The sequence below is a fragment of the Streptomyces sp. NPDC001100 genome (assembly GCF_053598575.1).
The window spans coordinates 21630-45714 of the sequence record NZ_JBSFKO010000058.1 but is presented as its reverse complement, the minus strand read 5'-3'; the positions used below and the strand labels follow the sequence as shown (position 1 = coordinate 45714).

At 70.8% G+C, this 24085-nt stretch carries 18 protein-coding genes; 5 read left to right on the top strand and 13 right to left on the bottom strand.

Annotation, left to right across the window (positions count from 1 at the left end):
• Positions 1-116 precede the first annotated feature (116 nt).
• The 6 genes from ACWDEW_RS45870 to ACWDEW_RS45845 all read right to left on the bottom strand — a co-directional run bounded on the left by ACWDEW_RS45870 (position 117) and on the right by ACWDEW_RS45845 (position 8973).
• Entirely contained in the window at positions 117-1922 is a 1806-nt protein-coding gene (locus ACWDEW_RS45870; RefSeq protein WP_450521861.1) for an RICIN domain-containing protein, read from the bottom strand.
• Positions 1923-1945: 23 nt separating this feature from the next.
• Positions 1946-4102, bottom strand: coding sequence for a beta-galactosidase (locus ACWDEW_RS45865; RefSeq protein WP_450521859.1), 2157 nt, complete (start codon positions 4100-4102; stop codon positions 1946-1948).
• 52 nt (positions 4103-4154) lie between these two features.
• Positions 4155-5081, bottom strand: a complete 927-nt coding sequence (locus ACWDEW_RS45860; protein WP_450521857.1) for a carbohydrate ABC transporter permease — start codon at positions 5079-5081, stop codon at positions 4155-4157.
• On the bottom strand, positions 5078-5995 hold the full coding sequence (locus ACWDEW_RS45855; RefSeq protein ID WP_450521855.1) for a carbohydrate ABC transporter permease: 918 nt from the start codon (positions 5993-5995) through the stop codon (positions 5078-5080). Before ACWDEW_RS45855 ends, ACWDEW_RS45860 begins: the two co-directional genes overlap by 4 nt.
• A 70-nt stretch (positions 5996-6065) precedes the next feature.
• Entirely contained in the window at positions 6066-7463 is a 1398-nt protein-coding gene (locus ACWDEW_RS45850) for an ABC transporter substrate-binding protein (RefSeq protein WP_450521853.1), read from the bottom strand.
• A 358-nt stretch (positions 7464-7821) separates the two neighbouring features.
• Positions 7822-8973 carry a LacI family DNA-binding transcriptional regulator gene (locus tag ACWDEW_RS45845; RefSeq protein WP_450521852.1) on the bottom strand — a complete coding sequence of 384 codons (1152 nt, stop codon included), beginning with the start codon at positions 8971-8973 and terminating at the stop codon, positions 7822-7824.
• Positions 8974-9340: 367 nt separating this feature from the next.
• On the opposite strand from ACWDEW_RS45845, the gene ACWDEW_RS45840 reads away from it, so the two are divergent.
• Positions 9341-11152: an ABC transporter ATP-binding protein gene (locus ACWDEW_RS45840; protein WP_450521850.1), complete on the top strand. Its 1812-nt coding sequence runs from the start codon at positions 9341-9343 to the stop codon at positions 11150-11152.
• A gap of 7 nt (positions 11153-11159) precedes the next feature.
• Here ACWDEW_RS45840 and ACWDEW_RS45835 read toward each other — a convergent pair whose 3' ends face one another.
• Positions 11160-11567 carry a hypothetical protein gene (locus ACWDEW_RS45835; RefSeq protein WP_450521848.1) on the bottom strand — a complete coding sequence of 136 codons (408 nt, stop codon included), beginning with the start codon at positions 11565-11567 and terminating at the stop codon, positions 11160-11162.
• A gap of 255 nt (positions 11568-11822) precedes the next feature.
• Between ACWDEW_RS45835 and ACWDEW_RS45830 the strand changes: the two genes are divergently transcribed.
• Entirely contained in the window at positions 11823-12605 is a 783-nt protein-coding gene (locus ACWDEW_RS45830; protein WP_450521847.1) for an alpha/beta fold hydrolase, read from the top strand.
• Between the two features lie 9 nt (positions 12606-12614).
• Here the strand turns inward: ACWDEW_RS45830 and ACWDEW_RS45825 are convergent, their stop codons facing one another.
• From ACWDEW_RS45825 to ACWDEW_RS45815, 3 genes are all read right to left on the bottom strand, one after another.
• A complete protein-coding gene (locus ACWDEW_RS45825; protein WP_019068012.1) occupies positions 12615-13271 on the bottom strand; it encodes a response regulator in 657 nt (218 codons plus the stop codon).
• A complete protein-coding gene (locus ACWDEW_RS45820) occupies positions 13268-14569 on the bottom strand; it encodes a sensor histidine kinase (protein WP_450521867.1) in 1302 nt (433 codons plus the stop codon). Before ACWDEW_RS45820 ends, ACWDEW_RS45825 begins: the two co-directional genes overlap by 4 nt.
• A 142-nt stretch (positions 14570-14711) precedes the next feature.
• Positions 14712-16949 carry an MMPL family transporter gene (locus ACWDEW_RS45815; RefSeq protein ID WP_450521845.1) on the bottom strand — a complete coding sequence of 746 codons (2238 nt, stop codon included), beginning with the start codon at positions 16947-16949 and terminating at the stop codon, positions 14712-14714.
• 296 nt (positions 16950-17245) lie between these two features.
• Here ACWDEW_RS45815 and ACWDEW_RS45810 point away from each other — a divergent pair, with 296 nt between their 5' ends.
• Positions 17246-18727 carry a serine/threonine-protein kinase gene (locus ACWDEW_RS45810; protein ID WP_450521843.1) on the top strand — a complete coding sequence of 494 codons (1482 nt, stop codon included), beginning with the start codon at positions 17246-17248 and terminating at the stop codon, positions 18725-18727.
• Positions 18728-18757: 30 nt separating this feature from the next.
• Here ACWDEW_RS45810 and ACWDEW_RS45805 read toward each other — a convergent pair whose 3' ends face one another.
• A complete protein-coding gene (locus ACWDEW_RS45805; RefSeq protein ID WP_450521841.1) occupies positions 18758-19354 on the bottom strand; it encodes a CoA transferase in 597 nt (198 codons plus the stop codon).
• Between the two features lie 180 nt (positions 19355-19534).
• On the opposite strand from ACWDEW_RS45805, the gene ACWDEW_RS45800 reads away from it, so the two are divergent.
• Both ACWDEW_RS45800 and ACWDEW_RS45795 read left to right on the top strand, forming a co-directional pair.
• Complete coding sequence (locus tag ACWDEW_RS45800; RefSeq protein ID WP_450521839.1) at positions 19535-20767, top strand: PP2C family protein-serine/threonine phosphatase; 1233 nt, start codon at positions 19535-19537, stop codon at positions 20765-20767.
• A gap of 253 nt (positions 20768-21020) precedes the next feature.
• Positions 21021-22448, top strand: coding sequence for an alkaline phosphatase family protein (locus ACWDEW_RS45795; RefSeq protein WP_450521837.1), 1428 nt, complete (start codon positions 21021-21023; stop codon positions 22446-22448).
• Positions 22449-22604: 156 nt separating this feature from the next.
• Here ACWDEW_RS45795 and ACWDEW_RS45790 read toward each other — a convergent pair whose 3' ends face one another.
• Positions 22605-23468: a fructosamine kinase family protein gene (locus tag ACWDEW_RS45790; protein ID WP_450521835.1), complete on the bottom strand. Its 864-nt coding sequence runs from the start codon at positions 23466-23468 to the stop codon at positions 22605-22607.
• A complete protein-coding gene (locus ACWDEW_RS45785) occupies positions 23465-24019 on the bottom strand; it encodes an AAA family ATPase (RefSeq protein ID WP_450521833.1) in 555 nt (184 codons plus the stop codon). The genes ACWDEW_RS45790 and ACWDEW_RS45785 overlap by 4 nt, the downstream gene beginning before the upstream one ends.
• Positions 24020-24085: the final 66 nt, after the last annotated feature.

Sequence of the window (24085 nt, the reverse complement as noted above, 5' to 3'; positions counted from 1 at the left end):
CGCGGTGATCCGGTCGGCCTGGGCCTGCGCGGCGTGGTGGCGCCAGAGCTTGACGGTGATTCGGTGTGCCCTGTGGGGCCAGGCCCGCAGCGGCCAGGCCCTTTCCCAGGTGGGGCCTACTGGACGAGCTTCCAGTCCTGCGAGCCGTCCGTGAGCGCGGTCTGCAGGGTGAGTTGCGCTCCGGCGGTCGCGCCGGTCAGGTACAGGCTCGTGTTCTTCACGGACTGCAGTGCGTAGAACCCGTCGCTGTTCTTGACGAGGTTCCAGCTGCCGGTGGAGCTGTTGTCGACCCACTGGCCGATCTTCTGGCCGGCCGTGGCGTTGCCCGTCCAGATGGCGGCCGCCCTGCCGCCGGACTTGTTGAGCAGGGTCGTACCGCCCTGCGGTTCGGTCACCACGTGCCAGTACTCGGTGTCCGGGTCGGCCGCCGCGCCGGCGTCCTCCAGGACCACGTCGGGCACGTTCCCGTTGCCGAGGTTGGCGTCGTTGGTCCTGTTCCCGGTGCCGATCACCTGGCCGGTCTTGCGGTTGACCAGCTTGTAGTAGGCACCGTCCGAGTGCCCGAGGTCGACCTCGGCGTAGGCGATCGTGGACGTGCCCTGGTTGTTGAGGATCGCCACGCGACCGGTGCCGTCGACGTACTGGAGGTTGCGGCTGTAGCCGGCCGGCGAGGTCGTCTGGTACTCCGTCCACACTCCGTCGCTGCGCCCGCTCTTGTTGACCCAGACATCGCCGCTGCCCGCCGCGTTGTACACCAGGCGTCCGTCGGGGAGCCGGACGATCACCGGGCTGCCGCCGCCCGGGAGCGGGCGGGACCCCGCGACGACGGGCAGCGAGCCGACGGACATGCCGGTCTGGGTGCCGCGGAAGAACTTCAGCGGGTCGTCGGCGATCGCGTACTGGGTGTTGGCCCCGCCGCCCCAGTACTCGAACGTCAGCAGCCACCGGCCGTCCGTCGTGGGGACGACATTGGTCATGCCCGGCCGTCCGCCACCGATCTCCGTCTTGCCGCCCCCCATGTCCTGGACGGCACCGGAGATGTCGACGACCGGGTCGCTCCACTTCCCGTCGCCGCCGTCCCAGGTCTTGTGGACGAGGATCTGACCGTGCGAGTCGGCGGCGGTGTCATTTGCGGGGTCGAGGGTCGCGACACCGGTGACCGGGTCGAAGCCCGTGTAGTCGTTCTCGTCGGAGTAGTAGCAGACGAGATTGCCCTTGTAGACAATCAGGTACGGCTCCCACAGGGGGTCGACCTGCTTGTCCGTGTTGGCGGTCGCGATGTTCCGGCCGATGGCGCCCGCGCTGCCGCCCTGCCACCCACCGGTGGCGACGACGTTGACCACCTTCCAGGTCTTGCCATCGTCACCGCTCGCATACAGGGCGATCGCCAGGTCCTTGCGGTCCCCGTCGTTGTTCGGCGTCCAGTTGGGGTCGGCCGCCTTCTGCTCCTTGTAGTAGTAGTCGTCGCCCGACACGACACTCGCCAGCAGCAGCGTGCCCTTCTTCAGGCTGCCGACCTTCTGCGGCAGGACGTAGAGGTAGGGGTTGGTCCAGTTGCTCGTGTACTTCGCGTACCGGGGATCCTTGGAGAGGTACGCCGGAGCCTTGACCTCCGACAGCGGCTGCCAGCTCGTGCCCTCGTCGTCGCTCTTGTAGACCGGGAGGGTCTGCCCGTCGGCGCTGCCCGACGCCGTCACGACCGTCGACTTCTCGAAGGACGCGACGAGCCGGCCGCTCGGCAGCTGCGCCGACTTCGGATAGATCGCGCAGTTGCCGCGCCCCTTCAGGCAGGCGTCACCGCCGAGTTGGTAGAGGGTCCCGCCGGTCGGGTTGTACGCCTGCGCACTGACCATGGGTAGGGCGAGGATCGCGGATGTAGCGGCAAAGGTTCCGAGGGCTCGTCCAAGCCGTCTTCTCTGCATGGCCCCTCCTCAGGGGAGTTGGATCAGGGTCGGGTGGCTGTTCCGGAGACGAGGACGCGTACGTCCCAGGCGCCGAGGTTCAGGGCCGCGCCGGCGACGACGGGTTCGCCGGTCAGGGCATCGGTGAGGTCCGCCGGGGCGGTGACGCTCGCGGGCTCCCAGCTCCAGTTGTGGACGATGTGGACACGGCGGCCGTCGGGTGCGGTCCCGGTGGTCGCGGTGACGGTCGCGGGAAGGTGCTGCCAGCCGCTGGCCGCGGCCGGGGACAGCCACTCGGCCAGCGCCCGGGCGAGGTCACGGTCGGGCGCCGTGCCCACGCAGGTGATCCGGCCCGCGCCATGAGCCCGGGTGGTCACCGCGGGCCAGCGGCCGTAGTGCGGGTGCTCGTACGCGGCGAGAACCTCGGCGTCCACGACCGTGAGGCCCTCGATCCATCGCGTGGCACGGGCGTTGGCGGGCACCTCGAACGAGCCGCCGGGCACCGCGCGGACCGGCACGTCCTGCGTGAGGTTGCCGAACTCGTCGTACTGCACGCCCGCCGCCGCGACGAGCCGTCCGGGGGCCGGTTCGTGGCGGGCCCGTGCCTCGTGGTCGGCGTAACCGGTGCGCGGGCCCAGGACCAGGTGGCCGCCTGCGTGGGCGTACGCCTCCAGCCAGTCGAGCATGGAGTCGTCGACGACATACAGGGCCGGGGCGACGAGGACCGGGTGGCGTCCTACGGCCTCCTGCGGTGTCATGCCGTCCCGCTCGCCGCGCGGATCGTGCAGCTGGCGGGCGTGGACGATGCGCACCTGGCGGCCCGCGTCGAAGGTGCCCCGGTAGAAGGGGTCGAAGAAGCGGTGGTAGGCGGCGGCGTCCGGCTCGCCCTCGGCGTTCGCGAGCGGCGGGTACTTCTGCATCAGCCACTTGCTCGGCGTCGAGTAGACCATCGTGATGTCCGCGTCCGGCTCAAGACCGGCGACGAGCGGGCCCGCGGCGCTGAACTCCGCCCCGAGCCGGGCGATTTCGGCATAGGTGCGGCCGGGCCTGCCGCTGTGCGGGAGGACTCCGCCCCAGTAGGTCTCCGCGCCGAAACGCAGGGTCTGCCACTGCCAGTACTCGATCATCCGGGCCCCGCGCGCGACGTGCGCCCAGGCAGCCTGGCGCCACTGGCCGTCGTAGCCGGGCCGGTTGTCCCAGGGGAAACCGATGCTCTGGGCGTTGGTCTCGGTGACGAGGAACGGCTCCTGGCGCGAGGAGAACATCCAGTCGGCGGTCTGGTACATCGACCAGACCCCGGTGGTCTTCCACTGCTGCTCGTGGTCGTCGAGGGTGGGGTCGGGCAGCAGGAGGCCGTCCTGCATGTCGTAGTACGGGTTGCCGGAGGCGATGTCGAGGCGGTCCGACAGCTCGTCGTCCTCGACTCCCTGGCGGGTGTACGAGATGCAGGTGGTGACGAACTGGCCCGGCTGCGCGTACTCGCGGACGAGGTCGGCCTGCCAGCCGATGAACTCGGTGACCTGGCGGGCCTGGAACTCCCGCCAGGCGACGTCGTATTGAGGCTGTTCGTTGCCGTCCGGGGTCCACAGGTCGGCCCAGGTGGACAGGCGGTGCGACCAATAGACCAGTCCCCATTCGCGGTTGAGGCTCTCGACGTCCCCGTACTTCTCCCGCAGATGGTCCACGAAGCGCTGGAAGACACCGTTGTTGTGGAGGAGGTGCAGGCCCGGCTCGTTGTCCACCTGCCAGCCGATGACCGCCGGGTGGTCGGCGTACCGGGCGACCATCGCGCGGATGAGCCGCTCCGCGTGGAAACGGAACGCGGGGTGGGTGAAGTCGATCTCCTGGCGGGCGCCCCAGCCGAGCCGCTGCCCGGTGGCGTACTCGGCGGTGATCTCCGGGTACAGGCGGACCAGCCACTGCGGGGCGGCATAGGTCGGGGTACCGATGACCACGGAGATGCCCCGCTCGTGGGCGCCGTCCAACACCGGTTGCAGCCAGTCGAGTTCGAACCGGCCGTTCTCCGGTTCCCAGGTCGACCAGACCGACTCGCCGACCCGGATCACGGTGAAGTGCGCCTCGGCCATCAGGTCCAGGTCGGTCTTGAGCTGTTCGTCGGGCCGGATGGTGGAGCCGTAGCCGGGCGTGTACTCGTGGTAGTACGCGGCACCGAACAGGACACGGGCAGGCAGAGCCGCCATGGGGGGAAACCTCCGGGGAAACGGGAAGTGGTACGAGGGACGCGGATGCGCGCTACTGCTTGACGCCGCCGGACGCCAGGCCGCTCTGCCAGTACCGCTGGAGCATCAGGAACGCCACGACGAGCGGGACGATCGAGATCAGGGAGCCGGTCACCACCAGGGCGAGCATGTCGCTGCTGGAGCCCGCCCCGCCGTTCTGGGCCTGCGCCGCCCAGGAGGAGAGGCCGACGGTGACGGGGTACAGGTTCGGGTTGTTGAGCATGATCAGCGGCAGGAAGTAGTTGTTCCAGGTCGCCACCAGTGTGAACAGCAGGACGGTCACCAGCCCGGGACCGAGGAGCCTGAGCACGATCCGGAAGAAGATGCGCGCCTCGCCGGCGCCGTCGATCCGGGCGGCCTCCAGGATGCTGTCGGGGACGGCGTCCTCGGCGTACACGCGCATCAGGTACAGGCCGAACGGGTTGACCAGGGACGGCAGGATGACGGCCCAAGGGGTGTTGACCAGGCCCGCCTTGGCGAACAGCAGATAGGTAGGGATCGCCAGCGCGGTGGCCGGGACCATCACGGCACCCACGACCAGGTTGAAGGCCACCCGGTCGCCGCGGAAGCGGAACTTGGCGAACCCGTACCCGCCGGCCGCCGCGAGCAGCGCGGCGCCGATCGAGCTGACACCCGCGTACATGACCGTGTTGAGCAGCCAGTGCACGAAGACGCCGTCGTCCTGGGTGAAGGTGGCCCTGATGTTCGCCAGCAGCTGCGGAGCGTGCGAGAACCACAGGCCGAAGGTGTTGAAGAGGTCCTGAGTGCTCTTGGTCGAGGCGACCAGCAGCCAGAGCAGGGGGAGGAGGAAGTACGCCAGGACGGCCAGCATGGCGATCGTCAGCGGGGTGCTGTGCCGCTTCCTGCCCCGCTTGCGCGCGGCGGCCGGAGCCCGCTTCGCCGGCGGAGCGAGCTCGGCCGTGGGAAGGGTGGTCGTCATGAGGTCCTCCTGCGGTTCGCGGTGAGCAGGACGGCGTAGGAGACGATCACGATGACGAGGCCGAGGAGGAAGGACACCGTGGCCGCGTAGTTGACCTGCTGTCCGGTGAACGCGAGCGTGTAGGCGTAGAGGTTGGCGGTGTAGGAACTGCTGATGACGTCCGGGGCGATGCTCATCAACAGCTTCGGCTCGTTGAAGAGTTGGAAGCTGCCGATCACCGAGAACAGCAGGGTGAGCATCAACGCGGGCCGCAGGGCAGGCAGTTTGATGGACCAGGCGATGCGCCAGGCGCCCGCCCCGTCCATGGCGGCGGCTTCGTAGAGTTCCTCGGGAACGGTGCGCAGCGCGGCGTACAGGATGATCATGTTGTAGCCGACGAACTCCCAGGTCACGATGTTCGACAGGCTCCCGAGCATCCAGCCGTCGCTGAGGAAGGCCGGTGCCGGCAGATGGAGATCGTGGCTCAGCTGGGCGAACGGGCCGAAGTCCGGTCCGTACAGATAGCCCCACATGAGCGCGGCGACCACGCTCGGCACGGCGTACGGGACGAAGATGCCGAGCCGGATCACCTTGGCGAACCGCAGCAGCCCGCTGTCGAGGGCGAGCGCGAAAAGCAGCGCCAGCAGCAGCATCAGCGGGACCTGGATCACGAAGAACAGGGCGACGCGCACGACACCGTGGATGAGCTGGGGGTCGCCCAGGGCCCGGACGTAGTTGTCGAGGCCGACGAACGCCGTTCCGCCGATGAGCCGTTCCTGGAAGAGGCTGAGGTAGGCGGCGTAGCCGAGCGGGGCGAGGAAGAGCAGCAGGAACAGCGCCATGAAGGGTGCGACGAACAGCGGCCCTGCCGACCGGCGGCGGCGCCCGCCGCCGCGCCGGCCCTTGGGGGAGGCCGCGGTTGTGGCAGTCATCATCGGGCCTTTCTGAGGGGTGGGGTGTGCCGGGGACCGGGCCCCGCGCCGCCGCGCGGGACCCGGCGCGCCGTCAGGCCGAGTGGACCGTGAAGCCCTGGGTCTTGGCGTACGTGGTGAGCCGCGACTGCCAACTGCCCAGCGCGCGCACGGTGTTGGTCTTGTCGGCGAGGGACTTGCCGACGGTCTCGGTCCAGTCGGTGGCCGCCTGGTCGAGGAACGGGGGCCACTGGAAGGAGGAGTTGACCGTGGAGCTGATGTCGGCGAAGACCTGGTTGACCTTCTGGCCGCCGTAGAAGGTCGGCGCGTCCGACACGAAGTCGGCCTCCGTGAGCAGGGCCTTGGTCGCCGGGAAGAAGAACTGCTCGGTGGCGAACATCTTGGCGCTGGCCGGATCGGTGTTGAGGAACTGGGCGAACACCGCTGCCTGGATGGGGTTCTTGGTGGAACGGATGACCGCGGTGGTCGAGCCGCCCCAGTTGCCGGAGCTGGGCTTGCTCGCGTCCCACTGCGGGAGCGGGGCCGCGCGCCACTTGCCCGCGGTGGCCTTGGCGGAGCCGGAGAGGAAGACCGGGCCCCAGGCGGCGGTCAGCCAGGTCGCGTACTTGCCCTTGTTGAGGGCCGCGTACCAGGAGTCGGTGAAGTCCGGCTCCACGCCGATGACTCCCTCCTTGGCGAGTCCGCCCCAGTACGCGCCGAGCTTCTGCGAGACGGCGTCGTCCACACCGATGGTGATGTCGCTCTTGCCGGACAGGCTGTAGGGCTTGGCGTCCGCCTGCCACAACAGGCCGTGCCAGGCGGCCACTTGGTTGGCCGCCAGGTTGGTGAGGTAGACGTTCGGGTCGGCCTTGTGCAGCTTGCGGGCCGCCGCGGCGAACTCGTCCCAGGTGGTGGGGACTTCGATGCCGTGCTGGTCGAAGATGTCCTTGCGGTAGAGCATGCCCATCGGGCCGGTGTCCTGCGGGATCGCCCAGATCTGGCCGCCGCTGCCGCTGACCTGGCTCCAGGTCCAGTCCACGAACGTCGACTTGAGGGCCGAGGCGCCGTAGGGCCGCAGGTCGAGAAGGCTGTCGGTGATGGTGAAGGTGGGGATGGCCTGGTACTCGATCTGGACCATGTCCGGGGCGCCGCTGTTCGCCTTGAGAGCGGTGCGCAGCTTGGTGTACTGCGGTGTGCCCTGGCCGGCGTTGACGACCTTGATCTTGACGGCCGGGTACTTCTTCTCGAAGAGCGCGACCTCCTTGTCGATGTTCGGGACCCAGGTCCAGAACGTCAGCTCGGTCGGCGTCTTCATGGCCTTGTCGATGTCGGCCTGGCTGACCGGCTTGCTGGACGCGGTCGAGCCGCCGGAGCCGCTGCCGCCGCAGGCGGTGAGGGTGACGCCGAGCGACAGGGCGCCCGTCGTGGCGAGGAAGCCCCGCCGGCTCATGGAGAAGGGGCCGGGCATGGACGAAGAGGTGTTTCTGGGCATGGTGAACTCCCGCCGGTGGCGAAGTTGACGGCACGCCTGGCAAGGGCGTGCGGAGGCGTGATGGAGGAGGGGCGCGGACGCGCCGGCCGAGGCGCGGACGCCGACGGGGTCGGGCACGCGTCCTCGTGGACCGGGCCGACGACTTCTCCGGGTGCGGAGAGCGAGGTCGTGGCCGAAGAAGAAGGTGGTGAACCGGCGACGGGGACAGTGGGGGCGAGGCGGCTCGCCGTCTGCCGGCTTCAGGAACGGCCTTGCCTGGCAAGGGCGTTCGGAGGGACGGGGTGTGACCGGGACCTGCGGCTCGTCCTGGGGTCACGCGCCGGCCGTTTGCTCGTGCTGTCCGGGCTGACCGGCGTCGTCACTGGTGGGTGGCCGGGCCTCCGTTCGGCGGCGGGGCGTGATGCGCGCCCTCGCGGGAACGGGCGGCGGTACGTCTGCCGCGAGCCGGGGTCGTCCGGACGGGCGGTGGCGCGGTCGAGGTACGGATGACGAGGTCGACCGGCGGAGGGCTCGACGGCAGGGAAGCCGCGTTCGGGTTCTCGATGGCGTGCACCAGACGCTTGAGCCCTTCCTGCGCCACGGCGTCGAACGGCTGGCGCACCGTGGTGAGCGGGGGAGTCACATAGGCGGCGACCGGGATGTCGTCGAAGCCGACCACACTGACGTCCTCGGGCACCCGCAGCCCGGCCTCCGTCAGCGCTCGGATCAGTCCGATCGCCATGTCGTCGTTGGCGGCGAACACGGCGGTGACCTCACCGCCCTCGGCCAGTTCGCGTCCCGCCCGGTACCCGGACGCGGCCGACCAGTCGCCCTCGACGGGCGGCGGTACGGCCCTGCCGTGCGCGGTCAGGGTGGCCCGCCAGCCTTCCAGGCGGTCCCGTGCGGCATACCACCGCTGCGGACCCGCGAGGTGATGGACCGTCATATGACCGAGTTCCAGGAGGTGTTCGGTGGCGGTGTGGGCCATCAGGTCGGCGCCGTCGCCCGCGGTCAGCACGAGCGGCGCGGAGACCGGGGAGGGTGCGCCGAGGACGAGGATCGGAACGTTCAGACGCGGAGCGGCACTTCCGTCGTCACCGGGGATGCCCTCCTCGTCGATCGGTTCGGAGATGACGATGCCGTCCACGCCCTGATCGAGGAGCGAGTCCACGGCACCGGCCATGCCCGCCGGGTCGCCTTCCATCGTGTTCACCACGCGCAGCGCGTAGCCGGTGTCCCGGACGACCCGCTCGACACCCATGAGCAGCGAGGCCGGACCGTACAGGGCCGTCCCCAAGGTCACCACACCGATCGAGCGGGTGCGTCCGGAGGCCAGCGCCCGGGCGGCGTTGTTGCGCCGGTAGCCGAGCTGCTCGGCGGCTTCGAGCACGCGTCGGCGGACCTCGGCGGAGACGTACTGCTCGTCGTTGAAGACCCGCGACACCGTCTTCTGCGAGACCCCGGCCAGGCGGGCCACGTCCACGCTGCGCGGAATCGCGGTGTTCCCGCCCCGCCCTGTCCCGCGCGTCATGGTGTCTCCCGATGGCCGGCCTTGCGTGTCTGTCTACGCAGTCATGTCTGCGCTGTCATGTCTACGCAGTCATACGGCTGTCGTCAAGAGTCCGGAACGTATCCGTAACGTCGCGCCCGGCGCCGCACGGCACCGGCGGACCCGATTAGGGATTCGGTAAGGGAACATCATCCAACCCTCACCTCCCTTCCTGAGTTCGCCAACTCCCGCCCCCGTACTACCGGTTGCCAACTCCGAGAAAGGGGAACGCCGTGTCCTTCGCGAAGATCACCCTGGCCAAGAAGGCCAAGAAGAAGGAGTGCGCCAAGGAGGCGCATCACCACCACCACGAGAAGAAGCACCACCGCAAGCACAAGAAGCACGGCAAGTGACGGCTGTGCCGGGGTCCGCCCGTCCGCCTGACAGGGACCCCGGCACGCCCTGGGACCGGAGGGCGGCAGGGGAGCACCGCCCGTCCCGGACGCGGCACGCCCGCGTCTCCCCGCTCGCCGCCTTCCGCACCTTCTGGCCCCTGGTCCGCGGCAACCGCGCAGCCGTCCTCTTCTCCGCCCTGCTCCTCATCGCCTCGTCCGCCGCCGACGCCGTGGCGATCGCCATCGCGGGCCGCCTCACCGACGACGTCCTCGCCCCCGGCGACCTCGACGCCTTCTGGGGACCGGCCACGCTCTGGCTCGGCCTCGCCGTGGCCGGCGCGGCGGCCTCAGCCGCGGGCAGCTACCTGTCCGGCTGGACCAGCGAGCACTTCCTCCTGGGCCTGCGCGACCACGTCTTCGAACACCTCCAGCGCATCCCGCCGGACACCCTCGACCGCTACGGCACCGGCGACCTGGTCACCCGTCTCACCGGGGACATCGAGGTCGTCGAGACCCTGGTCGCCTCCGCGCCCGTCGAGCTGATCACCTCCGCCGCGGGCGCCCTGGTCTTCGCCGCCGCCGCGTTCCGGACCAGCTGGCAGCTCGCGCTCATCACCCTCGCCGCAGCCCCGCTGATCTGGCTCGGCGCCCGCGTCTTCGGCACCCTGATGCGCACCGCCACCCGCGCGGAACGCGACAGCAACGGCCGCCTCGCCTCCCTCCTGGAGGAAAGCCTCGCCAACATGCCCCTGGTGCAGGCCTACGGCCGTCAGTGCGCGGAACGCAGCAAGGTGCACCGTGAGGGACGCACCTGGATGCGGGCCGGTCTGCGCCAGATCCGGCTGTCCTCCGTGTACGGCCCGCTCGGTGAACTCCTCGAAACCCTCAGCGTGCTGGCCGTGATCGGCGCCGGGGCGTGGCAGATCTCCGAACACCACCTCACCGTGGGCGGCCTGCTCTCCTTCGCCGCCTTCCTCAGCTACCTCCACCCGCGCCTTCAGGAACTCGGCGAACTCCTGGTCGGCGCCTCCACGGCCACCGCCGCCTGCGAACGCCTGGTCGAGGTCCTGCGCACCACTCCCACCCCTGAACCTGTCCCTCGCCCCGACGCGCGGCCACTCCCCGAACCCGTACGCGGCGCCGTCACCTTCCAGGACGTCGGCTTCTCCTACCCGGGCGCGGCGGACCCCGTACTCCACCACGTCCAACTCGACATCCCCCCGGGCCTGTTGGTCGCCGTCACCGGCCCCAGCGGCGCCGGAAAGTCCACCCTCGGCAAACTCCTGCTCCGCTTCCACGAACCCACCCGGGGCCGCATCCTCCTCGACAGCCGGGACATCGCCGAACTCCCGGTGGACGAGGTGCGCCGCCACATCACCCTCCTCCCGCAGGACAGCATGCTCTTCGACGACACGGTCCGCGCGAACATCGTCTACGGCCGTCCGGACGCGGCCGACAGCGAGGTCCTCGCCGCCGCCGTCGCGGCCGACGCGCACGGATTCGTCAGCGCGCTGCCCGAGGGCTACGACACCCCGGTCGGCAAGCACGGCAACAACCTCTCCGGAGGCCAGCGCCGCAGGATCGGCCTGGCCCGCGCCATGCTGCGCACCGCACCCGTACTCGTCCTGGACGAACCCACGACCGGCCTCGACGACGCGGCGGTCGCCCGCATCATGGCACCCCTCCGCCACCTCGCAGCAGGCCGCACGACATTCCTCATCACCCACGACCGCCGCCTGGCCGCACTGGCGGACGCCGTTCTCCACCTGACCGACGCGACAGCCGTACTGACGGCCCCTGAAGAGATCGCGACCGAGGCGGCCTGAGCGCGTCCTAGAGGTTCGACGGTGGCACCGCAGCCGGCAGGTCCAGCGCGCGGCCGAGGGCCCGGACGACGGGGACGGCGTGTCCCGACAGGTGCAAAGGGGCCCAGGCGGCGGCCAGTTGGAGGTAGTCGGTGAGATCGTGCTCCGCGCCGGCGAGCAGGCCGCGCAGCTCGGCGACGGGCAGTTCGATCACGGGACTGCCGCCGTCCTCGGCGTCGACGGCCAGCCGGACGAGGTCGCCGTGGCGTTCGGCGACGGGAGAGGGGTCGTGCCCGAAGGAGGCCCAGCCGTCACCGCCGACGACCTCCCACCATTCGCGGCGCTCGTCCGGTCCGTTGCAGCAGCCGGGCAGCAGCGCGGTGCCGGTCGCCGTGTCCGTGATCCGCAGGCCGCCGGACGCGAAGAGGTCGTCCATGGTGAGCAGTCCGTGCAGAAAGGTGCCGAGCGGGTCGGTGTCGCTCTCGGGCGCGCGTTTCCAGGACCGGCTGCAGAACGATCACCCGAGTAGTCTGCGGCACAGTGCTCGTGTCCGCCCCTCACCGATCTCGATCTCGTTGCGGATCACGGTCGGGGACGGCAACTCCCTTGTGTCCAGGGCAAGATCCGGATCACCCCGGTCAACGCCCGTGACGCCGGCCGGTGGACGGCCGCCGTACCCCAGGAGACGCCCATGCCGAAACTCGAAGTCGACGGCGCGGTACTCGTGTACGACGACGACGGCCCCGTCGACGGAGCCGACGTGCCGCTGGTCTTCATTCACGGCTGGACGGCCAACCGGCACCGGTGGGACGACCAGTTCGCGCACTTCGCGCCCGAACGGCGGGTCGTACGGCTCGACTTGCGCGGGCACGGCGAGAGCACCGGGGCCGGGGCGCGGACTGTCGACGAGTTGGCCCGGGATGTCGTCGCCCTGCTCGACCACCTGGAGGTCGAGCGGTTCGTGCCGGTCGGGCACTCCATGGGCGGGATGATCGCGCAGACCCTGGCCCTCGCCCATCCCGAGCGGGTCGAGCGGATGGTGCTGGTCGACTCGATCAGCCGTATGACCTATAGCTGGGCGCGCCGTCTACTGCTGGCGGTGTCCACGCTGCTGCCGTTCAAGCTGTTCGTCGCCGTCAACATCCAGCGCGCCTTCGCGCCCGGCTACCCCAAGGACAGGATCCGCCAGTACATCGACGCCTCCGCCGCCACACCCCGCGAGGTCGTCATGACCTGCTACGGCGCCATGCGCGCCTTCGACGTCCTGGACCGGGTCCACGAGATCACCGCGCCCACGCTCATCGTGCACGGCTACCACGACATCCAGCTGCCGCTGTCGCAGATGCTGCGAATGGCGAACGCCTACTCCGACGCGGTCGTCCGGATCGTCGACGCCGGTCATGAACTGCCCGTGGAGAAACCGGCCGAACTCACCGCGCTTATCCGGAAGTTCGTGACCGCTCCCGCAGTGTGAGGAACAACCTCAGGCCGGCCGTACCAGCCCCGCGTCGTACGCGAAGATCACCGCCTGCACCCGGTCCCGGGCGCCGATCTTGGCGAGGATGCGGCTGACGTGGGACTTGACGGTGGACTCGGCGAGGCAGAGGCGTTCGGCGATCTCGGTGTTGCTCCAGCCGGAGGCCATGACGGTGAGGACTTCGCGCTCGCGGTCGGTGAGGGTGTCGAGGCGGCGGTCCTGTTCGGGGGTGCGGCCGGGCATCCGGTCGCCGAAGGCGTCGATGAGCTTGCGGGTCAGGCCCGGGGAGATGACCGCGTCCCCGGCGGCCACCGCGCGGATGCCCGCGACCAGTTCCTCGGGCAGCGCGTCCTTGAGGAGGAAACCGCTGGCCCCGGCGCGCAGCGCGGCGTACGCGTACTCGTCGAGGTCGAACGTGGTCAGCACGAGGACGCGGGAGCGGCCCCCGGACTGCACGATCCGGCGGGTCGCCTCGATGCCGTCCATACCGGGCATCCGTACGTCCATCAGGACCACGTCGGGGCGGAGTTCGGCCGTCAGCCGGACCGCCTCCACGCCGTGCGTGGCCTCGCCGACGGTGCTCAGGTCGGGGTACTGCTCGATGAGCATGCTGAAGCCGAGGCGCTGCAGCGCCTGGTCGTCGACGATGAGGACGGTGGTCACGCGGGGTGCTTCTCCATGAGGTCGGGGGCGGTCGGGGTGGGCAGGAGGAGGGCGCGGACGGTCCAGCCGCCCCGGGAGTTGGGGCCGGCGGCGACCTGTCCGCCGTAGAGCGAGGCCCGTTCGCGCATGCCGACCAGGCCCTTGCCCTGCTCGTCGGTGCCGGGGGGCAGGCGCGGGCCGGTGTCCTCGACGGTGACGTGCACGGCCTCGGGGCCGGCCGCGACCGTGACCTCGACGGTCGTGTCCGGTGCCGCGTGCTTGAGCGTGTTGGTGAGGGCTTCCTGCACGATGCGGTAGACGGCGAGCTGAAGTCCCTGCGGGAGACCCGTGAGTTCGCCCCTGAGGCGCAGGGTGGCGGCGGGACCCGCGGCCCGGACCCGCTCCATCAGGGCGCCGAGGTCGGACAGTCCGGGCTGGGGTGCGAACGGGGCGTCGTCGGGTTCGTCCTCGTGGATGACGGCGAGCAGTCTGCGCAGTTCCGCCAGGGCGCCGCGCCCGCTCTCCGCGATGATCCGCAAAGTGTCCGCGCCCCGCTTGGGTTTGCTCTCGGCGAGCCCCGCGGCGCCGCCCGCGAGGCCGACGATCACGGCGAGGGTGTGTCCGAGGATGTCGTGCATCTCCCGTGCCACCCGGGCGCGTTCACCGGCTGCGGCCAGCCGGGCCCGCTGGTCGCGCTCCACCTCAAGGCGGACGGCGTGGTCCTTGAGGGCCTCGATGTAGGCGTTCACGAGTTTTCCGGCGAGGCCGAGCGCGGCCATCGACAGGACGGCGACCACGGCCAGGAACGCCAGCACCGGGGTACTTGCCTGTTGATCCGACGACTTGAGGCTGTTGAAGAAGACGATCGACACGAACGTCTGCAGGAGGTTGTACACGACGCCGACGGCCAGCTGGCTCGGAGCCCCGTAGCGTCCCAGATTGAGCAGCGCCACCAGCTGGGTGGCGCTCGATCCCGAGTCCACCCCCAGGGCGAGGCACACCTGGGAGAGGACGATCAGGGCGGCGAACACCAGCACGGGCCGCTGCCTGCGCCACAGCAGCGGCACGGTGAACCCCGCGGTCACCGCCAGTATCAGCACGAAGGCCGAGGCGGAGTCGTGGGCCGCGCGTACCAGCGCCGGAATCCCGGCCAGCGCGTAGCAGGCGGGCACCCCCCACAGCCTGACCCGCGGATGCGCCGTGTCGGCCTGCCGCACCCGCCCCAGCCAGGTGAGCAGCCCGACGACCGCGCGGTACTCGGAGTCGCCCAGCCGGGCCCCTCCCATCAGGGACTCGGGCATGAGGGATCGGGCCGTCATCGGTGGTGAGGTCACGGGATACACCCTCCATGGTGCAGGCGGGCCGCCCGCCGGTCCCGCGGGAGGGGACCAGCGGGCGGGGACGGTGCGGCCAGGACGGGCCCGGACCGGCGTCCTGGTGTGGATCGTACGGCCGCTGCCCTCAGCGCTTCCCGGTGGCGACGGGCGACACGGAGGCCCGGTCCGGGCCGTCGGAGCCGTCGTCCGGGGTCTCGGCCAGCAGGTGGCGCAGCCGCTCGCCCTCGACGTCCACGTTGGGCAGGATCCGGTCCAGCCAGCCGGGCAGCGCCCAGGCGCGGCGGCCGAGCAGGGCCATGACCGCCGGTACGAGCGTCATGCGGACGACGAACGCGTCGAAGAGGACGGCGGAGGCTAGGCCCAGCCCGATCGACTTGATCAGGGCCACGTCGTCCAGCAGGAAGCCGGCGAACACCGAGATCATGATGACCGCGGCGGCCGTGACCACCCGGGCGCCGTGCCGGAAGCCCGCGATCACGGCCTCGGTGGGCTCGGCCCCGTGGACGTACTCCTCACGCATCCGGGTCACCAGGAACACCTCGTAGTCCATGGCGAGTCCGAACACCACGCCGATCATGAAGATCGGCAGCACGCTCACGATCGGCGAGGTCCCGTCGACGCCGAACAGGTCCGCCAGCCAGCCCCACTGGAACACCGCGACCACCACACCGAGCGTGGCGACCACGCTGAGCAGGAAGCCGAGGGCGGCCTTGAGCGGGACCAGGATCGAGCGGAACACCAGGAGCAGCAGGACCAGCGCCAGGCCGACGACCACACCGAGGTAGGGAACCAGGGCGCCGCTGAGCTTGTTGGACACGTCGATGTTCAGCGCGGTCGTGCCGGTCACCATCAGCTCGGAGCCGGTGTCGGACTTCAGCGCCGGGCCCCGGTCGCGGATCCGGGAGACCAGGTCGACGGTGGCCTGGCTGGTGGGGGCGCTCTTCGGTACGACGGAGATCAGGGCCACGTCGCCGTTCTGGTTGAACACCGCGGGGCGTACGGCGGCGACGTCGGACAGCTTGCCCAGTTGGTCGACCGTGTCCTGTGCGGCGGTCTTGGCGTCGCTGCTGCCGCGACCGTCGACGACCACCGTGAGCGGGCCGTTGTAGCCGTCCCCGAAGCCCTTGGTGATGGTGTCGTAGGCGATGCGCTCGCTGGTGCCCGGCGCGGACATGCTGTCGTCGGGCAGGGACAGGCGCATCGACAGGGCGGGGATGGCGAGGATGCCGAGCCCGACGACCGAGACGAGCAGCATCTTCACCGGGTTGCGGGTCACGAACCGCGCCCAGCGCACGCCCGTCGTCTCGCCCTCGCCGCGCTCCTGGATCGCCCGCATCCGGCGGCTGGTGAACCGGCTGCCCATGATCCGCATCCCGGCGAAGCCCAGTACCGCGGGCAGCAGGGTCAGCGCGATCAGGACGGCCACGACGACCGCGAAGGCGGCGCCCAGGCCCATGGTGGTCAGCATGCTGATGCCGATGATGCTCAGACCGGCCAGGGCGATGACGACGGTGAGACCGGCGAACACCACCGCGGAACCGGCGGTGCCCAGCGCGCGGCCCGCCGCCTCCTCCGGTTCGTGACCGTCCCGGATCTCACCGCGGTACCGGGACACGATGAACAGGGCGTAGTCGATGGCCACCGCCAGACCCAGCATCAGCGCCAGCGTCGAGGCGGCCGAGCTGAGGTCGAAGAACGCGCTCGCGACCGTGATGGCTGAGACCGCCGCCCCCACGCCGAAGATCGCGGTCAGCAGCGGCAGCCCGGCCGCGAGCAGCGACCCGAACGTGATGACCAGCGCCACGGCCGCGATCAGCAGACCGATCAGCTCCGTCGCGCTGCTGCCGGCCTTCTCCTGTACGGCGTTCCCGCCCAGGCTGACCGCGAGACCGGCCTTCTCGCCCCGGTCGGCCACGGAGTGCAGCGCGTCGCGGGCCGCGTCGCTGACGTCGGCCTGGGCGACCTTGTAGGTGACCTGCGCGTAGGTGATGGTGCCGGACTTGCTGATCAGGCCGCTCTGGTACGGGTCGCTGACGTTCGCGACCTGGGGCGCCTTCTTGAGGTCGGCGACCAGTGACTCGACCTCGGTCTTGTTGGCCCCGGACTTCAGCTGCTGCCCGTCCGGTGCCTCGAACACCACGCGGGCGGTGGCGCCGGCGGCCGATGCCTGCGGGAACTCCTTGCCCAGCAGGTCGATCGCCTTCTGCGACTGCGTGCCGGGCAGGGTGAAGCTGTCGGACGTGTTGGACGACACGCTCGCCGCACCGATACCGACGGCCGCCAGAACGGCGATCCACAGCATGAGGACGAGCCGTCGGCGCCGGAACGAGAACCGGCCCAGTCGGTAGAGGAAGGTGGCCACGGGGTACTCCCACCAGGTTCGAGAGAAATTCGAGAGAAAGGGTTCGAGAGGAGAAGGAGGGCCTGCGCGACCCACGACTTCACGCTAAGAGCGCCTTTCCTCGCCTCCGCAGCACCCGGGAAGTGAAAACGGCCGGGGTGACTAGTACCGGGGTACTAGGCCCTCTCCACCCTCCAGCCGAGGTGGGAGGCCGTCCGGTCCGGGACGGAGCCGTGATCCGCCCCACACGATCCGGGACAAGAGCCGGTTATGGTGACCAGGCGAATCGAACAGGGACAGAACCGGCGGAGGGCAGCGTGTCGGACGAAGGGCGTCGCATCGCCGGGCGCTACCGGCTGGCCGAGCAGATCGGCCGCGGCGGCATGGGCACCGTCTGGCGGGCCGACGACGAGGTCCTCGGCCGTCAGGTCGCGATCAAACGGCTCCACGCGCGGCCGGAACTCTCAGCCGACGAACTCGCCACCCTCTACGAGCGCACCCGCCGCGAGGCCCGCAGCGCCGCCCGGATCCAGCACCCGAACGTGATCGTCGTCCATGACGTCGTCGACGACGACGGCCGCCTCTGCATCGTCATGGAGTACGTCCCCGGTCCCACGCTCGCCGACCTCCTCAAGGACGGCCGGACCCTCCCGCACGAGGAGGCGGCCCGGATCGGCCTGGACACGGTCGCCGCCCTGCGCGCGGCCCACGCCGCCGGCGTCCTGCACCGCGACGTCAAGCCCGGCAACGTCCTGCTCGGCACCGGCGACCGCACGGTCCTCACCGACTTCGGCATCGCCATGACGGACGGGGCGTCGACCCTGACGAAGACCGGTGAGATGGTCGGCTCCATCCACTACATGGCCCCGGAGCGGATCCGCGGCCTCACCCCCGGCACCGCCTCCGACCTGTGGGCCCTGGGCGCCACCCTCTACCAGGCCGTCGAGGGCCGCCCGCCGTTCCGCCGGGCCACCGCGATGGAGACCGCCTACGCCATCGCCGTCGACCCCCTCGACCCCATGAAGCGGGCCGGACCCCTGGAGCCGCTGATCGAGGCACTCCTGGTCAAGGAGCCCGACGAGCGCCCGACGGCACAGCAGACCGAGCGGGCCCTGCAGACCGCGTGGTGGGGCGACGCGACCACCGAACTGCGGCCGTCCGAGCCGGAGTTGACCACCGTGGAGCCGACGGGACACACCGGTCGCCGCAGCCGCAGAGGGCTCTTCCTCGGGGTGGTCGCCCTCGTCGTGGCGATGGCCGCGGCGGCCACGGCGTTCGTGCTGCACGGGACATCGGCATCGCCGCCCGGGCACGCGACGAGCTCGCCCGCGACCACGCCCTCGGCGTCCCCCGTCCCGGCCGGCTACCACCTCGTCCGGGACCGCCAACTCGGAGTCTCCTTCCCGGTCCCGGACGACTGGAAGGCCGGCAAGCGGTCCGCCGAGAGCGTCACCTACACCGACGCGACGGGCCTGGCCGGGCTCACCATCGGCGTCGTGGACCCGGCGGGGCCGAATCCGAGCACGCACTTCGCGGACATCGAGGCCAACACCAAGGTCAACTACCCCACCTATCGCAGGCTCCGCATGCAGCAGACCACCTTCCGCGAACTGCCCGCCGCGATCTGGGAGTTCACCTTCCAGGGCCGGGTCCGGATGTTTCGTGCCATCGACCTCGGCTTCGGTAAGGAGGGCGACCGCGAGTACGACATCTACCTCTCGGCCCCGGACGCGAAGTGGGACACCTGTCGTCCCGTCTTCGACAAGGCCAGGGACGGGTTCGTGACCAGCGCGCGGTGACTCGCGGGCTGGGTCGGGGTGTCCGGCCCGCTATCGGGTCGGCGCCCGGCCGATGACCCCGTCGGCCTCCAGCGCGGTGATCTCCCGTGCGGGCAGCCCGAGTTCGGTCAGCAGCTCGTGGTTGTGCTCGCCGAGCAGGGGCGCGGGGCGAGTACGGCGGGGGCCGGGGCTTCGGGAGAGCCGCGCCGGGAAGGTGCTGTAGCGGGCCCGGCCGGCCACGGGGTGGTCGGTCTCCTCGAAGAAACCGCGGAACCGCAGCTGCTCCAACTCGGCCTGCCGGTGCGGCTGGAGCACCTTGCCCACCGGGACACCGGCCTGCCGGAGACGGTCGACGATCTCGTCCGCGCCGCGCTCACGGCACCAGGCGGCGAGCCGCGCGTCGAGGGCGTCATGATGCGCGCGCCGCCCTTCGGCGGTGGACGGCACGGGGTCCGACGCCCAGTCGGGGCGGTCGAGGGCGTCGCGCAGTGCCTCCCACTGTTCGTCGGTGGCCACGGCGATGGCCACCCAGGAGTCCTCCCGGCCGAACTCGTCGGTGTCCGCGGTGAGACAGAGGTTCTGCGGGGCCGCGCGGGGTCCCCGCTTCCCGGCCCGCTCCAGCAGCGCGCCGTAGGTAGGGATCGGCAAGGGTCCGGCCGGTGATCATGGGGTCGCGGTGGACGATATCCGCGGCGGGAACGGCACGGCCAAGGGGTTTCGCCCCCGGCGACCGACCCCCACCCCCAACCCGATCGCACCCCACCACGGGTCGCTACCGCTCGATCGGGCGTGCGGGTGTTGGGATGGAGGTGGCAGAAAGGGGCCGCGGTGGACGGCGACGACGAGGTAACCGGGTCGGAGCAGGGCTCGGCGGATCGGTTCGTGCTCGCGCGGCGGGCGGTGTCCGCCATCGGGTCGACGCTCGACGAGCGCAGGACCGCGGCGGAGTGCGCGGGGTTCCTCGTCGACGAGCTGTGCGAGGCCGCGGCCGTCGACCTGTTCGCGCAGGACGAGGCGCGCCCGGCACCGCACCGCATGCTGCACCCGATGGCGGCCGTCGGCCGCAAGGAACTGCTGGACAGCCTGCGCAGCGCGCCACGCGAGGACGTCATGGTCCGGGCCCTGGACGCCGGCCACCCGATCACCACCTCCTTCACCACCAACGACCACGGCGTCCTTGCAGCCCTGTCCGTGCCACTGACCGCCTGGGGCAAGGCCTACGGCGCGCTCCTCGCGATCCGCGCCGGACGCACGTTCGGCGACGACGAGGCCGCCGCCGTGCACTACGCGGCCCGGCTCACCGCCGCCCATCTGCACCACGCCGTCGAACACCACCGACTGCGCACCACCGCCCTCAACCTGCAACAGGTCCTGCTCACGGAACCCAGCCGCCCCCACCCCAACATCGAGATGGCTACCCGCTACCTGCCCGCCGGCAGCGGCACCCTCGTCGGCGGCGACTGGTTCGAGGCCGTACGACTGCACTACGGCCGCACCCTCCTCGTGATCGGCGACGTCATGGGACACGGCCTGGACGCGGCCGTCGACATGAACGCCTACCGCTCGATGCTGCGCTACGTCGCCTCCACCGACCTGCCGCCCCACCGCATCCTGCGCCAGATGGACACCGCCATGTCCGAGGAGCACAACCGCCGCCCGGCGACCTGTCTGCTCGCCCTCCTCGACCCCGACCGGGGCACGGCCGCCTTCGCCGGCGCGGGCCATCTCCCGCCCGCCGTCTTCCACCGCGACGGCGCCGGCGAACTGATCCCCGTCCCCGTAGGCCCGCCCCTCGGCACGGGCTCCGCCGACTACGAGATGACCACGCTCACCCTCACCCCGGACGACACCCTCGTCATGTTCACCGACGGGCTGGTCGAGCGGCGCGGCGAGGACATCGACGTCTCCCTGTCCCGCCTGGCCCGGCTGCGCCTCCACCCGGGCCAGGGCGTCTCCCGCCTCCTCGACGACATCGTCCTCCGCCTCCACGTCCAGGAGGCCGAGGACGACGTCGCCGCGATCGCCGCCCGGCTGCGCCCCCGCGGTTCGATTCCCGGATAACTTCGCAAACGGGAAAGAAGTACGGCGGCCGAGGTCCCCGGCCGGGCCGGATCATGCGCCGGCCAGTCGTCCCCCAAGGTTTGGCAACACCCCGGCAACGCCCGGATGGTGACGGTCACGGCTTGGCCAACCCCTTTCCGCACGTTGGCCGCAAATTCACCGCACGCCCCTGACGCCCCATACCGGCGCGGGCGGAGAGTGATCCGAGGTCTGGTCCACGAGATCCCTCGATGCTCTTCAAGAAGGGGCAATCATGGCCGAGTTGACACGTCGTAGACTCCTGGGTTCGGCCGCCGGCGCACTGGGCGGTGCCGCGGCTCTCTCCCTCCTCCCGCCGAGCGTCCAGAAGGCCGTCGCCGCCGAACCTCCGAAGAACGGCTCGCTGCGGGACATCGAACACGTCGTCATGCTGATGCAGGAGAACCGGTCGTTCGACCACTACTTCGGCACGCTGTCCGGCGTTCGCGGTTTCGCCGATCCGCACGCTCGCAAACTCGACACCGGGCGCAGCGTCTTCTACCAGCCGGACGCGGTGAACTCGAAGGGCTACCTCCTCCCGTTCCACCTCGACACCCATACCTCCAGCGCCCAGGCCATCCCGTCCACCAGCCACGCCTGGTCGGTGCAGCACCAAGCATGGAACAACGGCAGGATGGACCAGTGGCTGCCCGCCCACCGCGCGGCCGATGGCGTCAACGGCCCCTACGTGATGGGCTATTACAAGCGCGAGGACATCCCGTTCCAGTTCGCGCTCGCCGAGACCTTCACCATCTGCGACAACTACTTCTGCTCGGTGTTCGGGCCCACCTGGCCCAACCGGCTGATGTGGATGACCGGTTCGATTGACCCCGCAGGAACCCGGGGCGGCCCGATCATCAGCAACGTCGCGCCGACGCCGTACCGCTGGACGACGTATGCGGAACGACTCCAGAACGCGGGCGTGAGCTGGAAGGTGTACCAGGAGGAGGACGACTACGGCACCAACATGCTGGAGCAGTTCGCCTCCTTCAAGAACGCCCGGCCCGGCTCCGACCTGTACGAGCGGGGTGTACGGCCGCAGGCGCACGGCACGTTCGAGGACGACGCGCGCAACGACCGGCTGCCGACGGTGTCGTGGATCTGCCCCACGAGCTACCAGTCGGAGCACCCGGACTACCTCCCCGCCGCCGGCGCCGACTACGTCGCCTCGAAGATCGAGGCCATCGCCTCGAACCCGAAGGTGTGGCGCAAGACCGCGTTCATCCTCAACTACGACGAGAACGACGGCCTGTTCGACCACGTCGTGCCGCCGACGCCGCCGGCCGGTACGAAGGACGAGTTCATCCAGGGCCTGCCCATCGGCGGCGGCTTCCGCGTCCCCGCCATCATCATCTCGCCCTGGACCGTGGGCGGTTGGGTCGCCTCGGAGGCCTTCGACCACACCTCGGCGCTGCAGTTCCTGGAGCGGTTCACCGGGGTCGAGGAGCCGAACGTCTCCGACTGGCGCCGTGAGACCTTCGGCGACCTCACCACCGCGTTCCGCTTCCGCGACGCCCGCCCGCGCTCGCCCCGGCTGCCCCACGACACGGCGGAGCAGCTGGAGAAGGCCCAGGAAGAAGTGGCGACCCTACCGAAGCCGACCCTGCCGGGCGCCGACCAGAAGTTCCCGCACCAGGAGCGGGGCCGTCGCCCGCACGTCTGACCCGGGCCACCCCGTCATGGGAGGCCCTGGCCGGTGTCATAGGGCCAGGGCCGCCCGCGCGGCCGAGACGGTGTGCTCGGCGGAGCCGCAGCCGAACCGCGACACGTGGCCAGCGGCGTCTGACCTGGGCCGTAGCGGCTGGCGACCCGCCTGGCGTCATCGGGCCAAGGCCGCCCGCGCCGCCGACAGCGCCTGCTCGGCATAGCCGCGCCCGAACAGCACCGCATGCACCAGCAGCGGAAACAGCTGGTGCAGCGTGATGCGGTCGGTCCAGCCGGGGGCGAGCGGCGCGGCCTCGTGATAGGCGGCCAGCACCTCCGTCAGATACGGGCAGCCGAAGAGACGCAGCATGGCCAGGTCGGTCTCCCGGTGTCCGCCGTGCGCGGCCGGGTCGATCAGCCGGACGTGTCCGTCGGCGCCCCACAGCACGTTGCCGTTCCACAGATCGCCGTGCAGCCGGGCGGGCGGCTCGGCGGGACCGGCGAGTTCGGGGAGCCGTTCGCAGACCCGCTCGACCACCGCGGCCTCGGCGTGCTCCAGGGTCCCGGTGTCGACCGCGCTCCGCAGATAGGGCAACACCCGTTGTCCGGCATACCAGTTGGGCCAGTCGGCGGCGGGAACGTTGCGCATCGGGGCGAGTCCGATGTACGCCTCCGTGGGTCCGCCGGGCGGCGGCGCGCCGAACGCCGGTGCCCCGGAGGCGTGCAGGGCGGCCAGCTCCCGGCCGAACCGGACCGCCGCTCGCGCGCTCGGCGGACCGGTGCGGACGCGGTCGGTGACCAGCCACCGCTCGTCCAGCCCGCGCACGGCGGGCACACGGACCGTACCGGCGTCGCCCAGCCAGCGCAGCCCCGCCGCCTCGGCCCGCACCGCGCCGGGAGCCGCATCGCCCTTGATGATCACCAACTGCCCACTGTCGAGTGCGAGTTCGGTGACCGCCCCGGACAGCGGGCGCTCACCGGTCACCGCACACCCGGTGAGCCGGGCCGCCGCCGCGCCCGGGGTCTCGCCCTCGATCACGGGGACAGCGTACGACCGGTCAACGAGCTCCCGACCCGCAGGCCGGACTCCCGCAGGACCCGGTCGACCGTCTCCTCCAGCGGGCTCGTCGCCGGGACCACCGTCTCGACGTCACCGGGCAGCAGGTCCAACGGCCGGTACCACTCGCGGAGTTGGTCCTCGCTCACCTCGTCCGCGATGGGCTTCGTGGCGTGCCGGGCCAAGGTCTCCTCGAACGGCACGTCGAGGTAGTAGCAGTGCGTGCGGCCCGGATGGTCGGCGAGCAGCCCGGCCAGCATCTCGCCGTAGTGGGAGACGTAGAGCAGGCCTTCCAGCACGGTGTGGAAACCGTGCGCCAGGGCGTGCCGGACGGTCAGGTCGATCAGGCCGATGTTCGCGCCGCCGGGAACGTCGCGCTCGCGCAGCACCTCGCGGCGCAGGACGTCCTGGCGCACCAGGGCGATACCGCGCCCGTACCGCTCGCGCAGGGCTGTGGCCACCGTGCTCTTGCCGGAGGCGCTGTTCCCGCGCAGCACGATGAGCCGGGTGGGGGAGGGAGGCGGCGTGGTCACCGGGGCACCTTATCGGTCGCGTGTCGCCCAGTGACCGAGTGGGCACATTGCGTCCCCTGGGGCCGT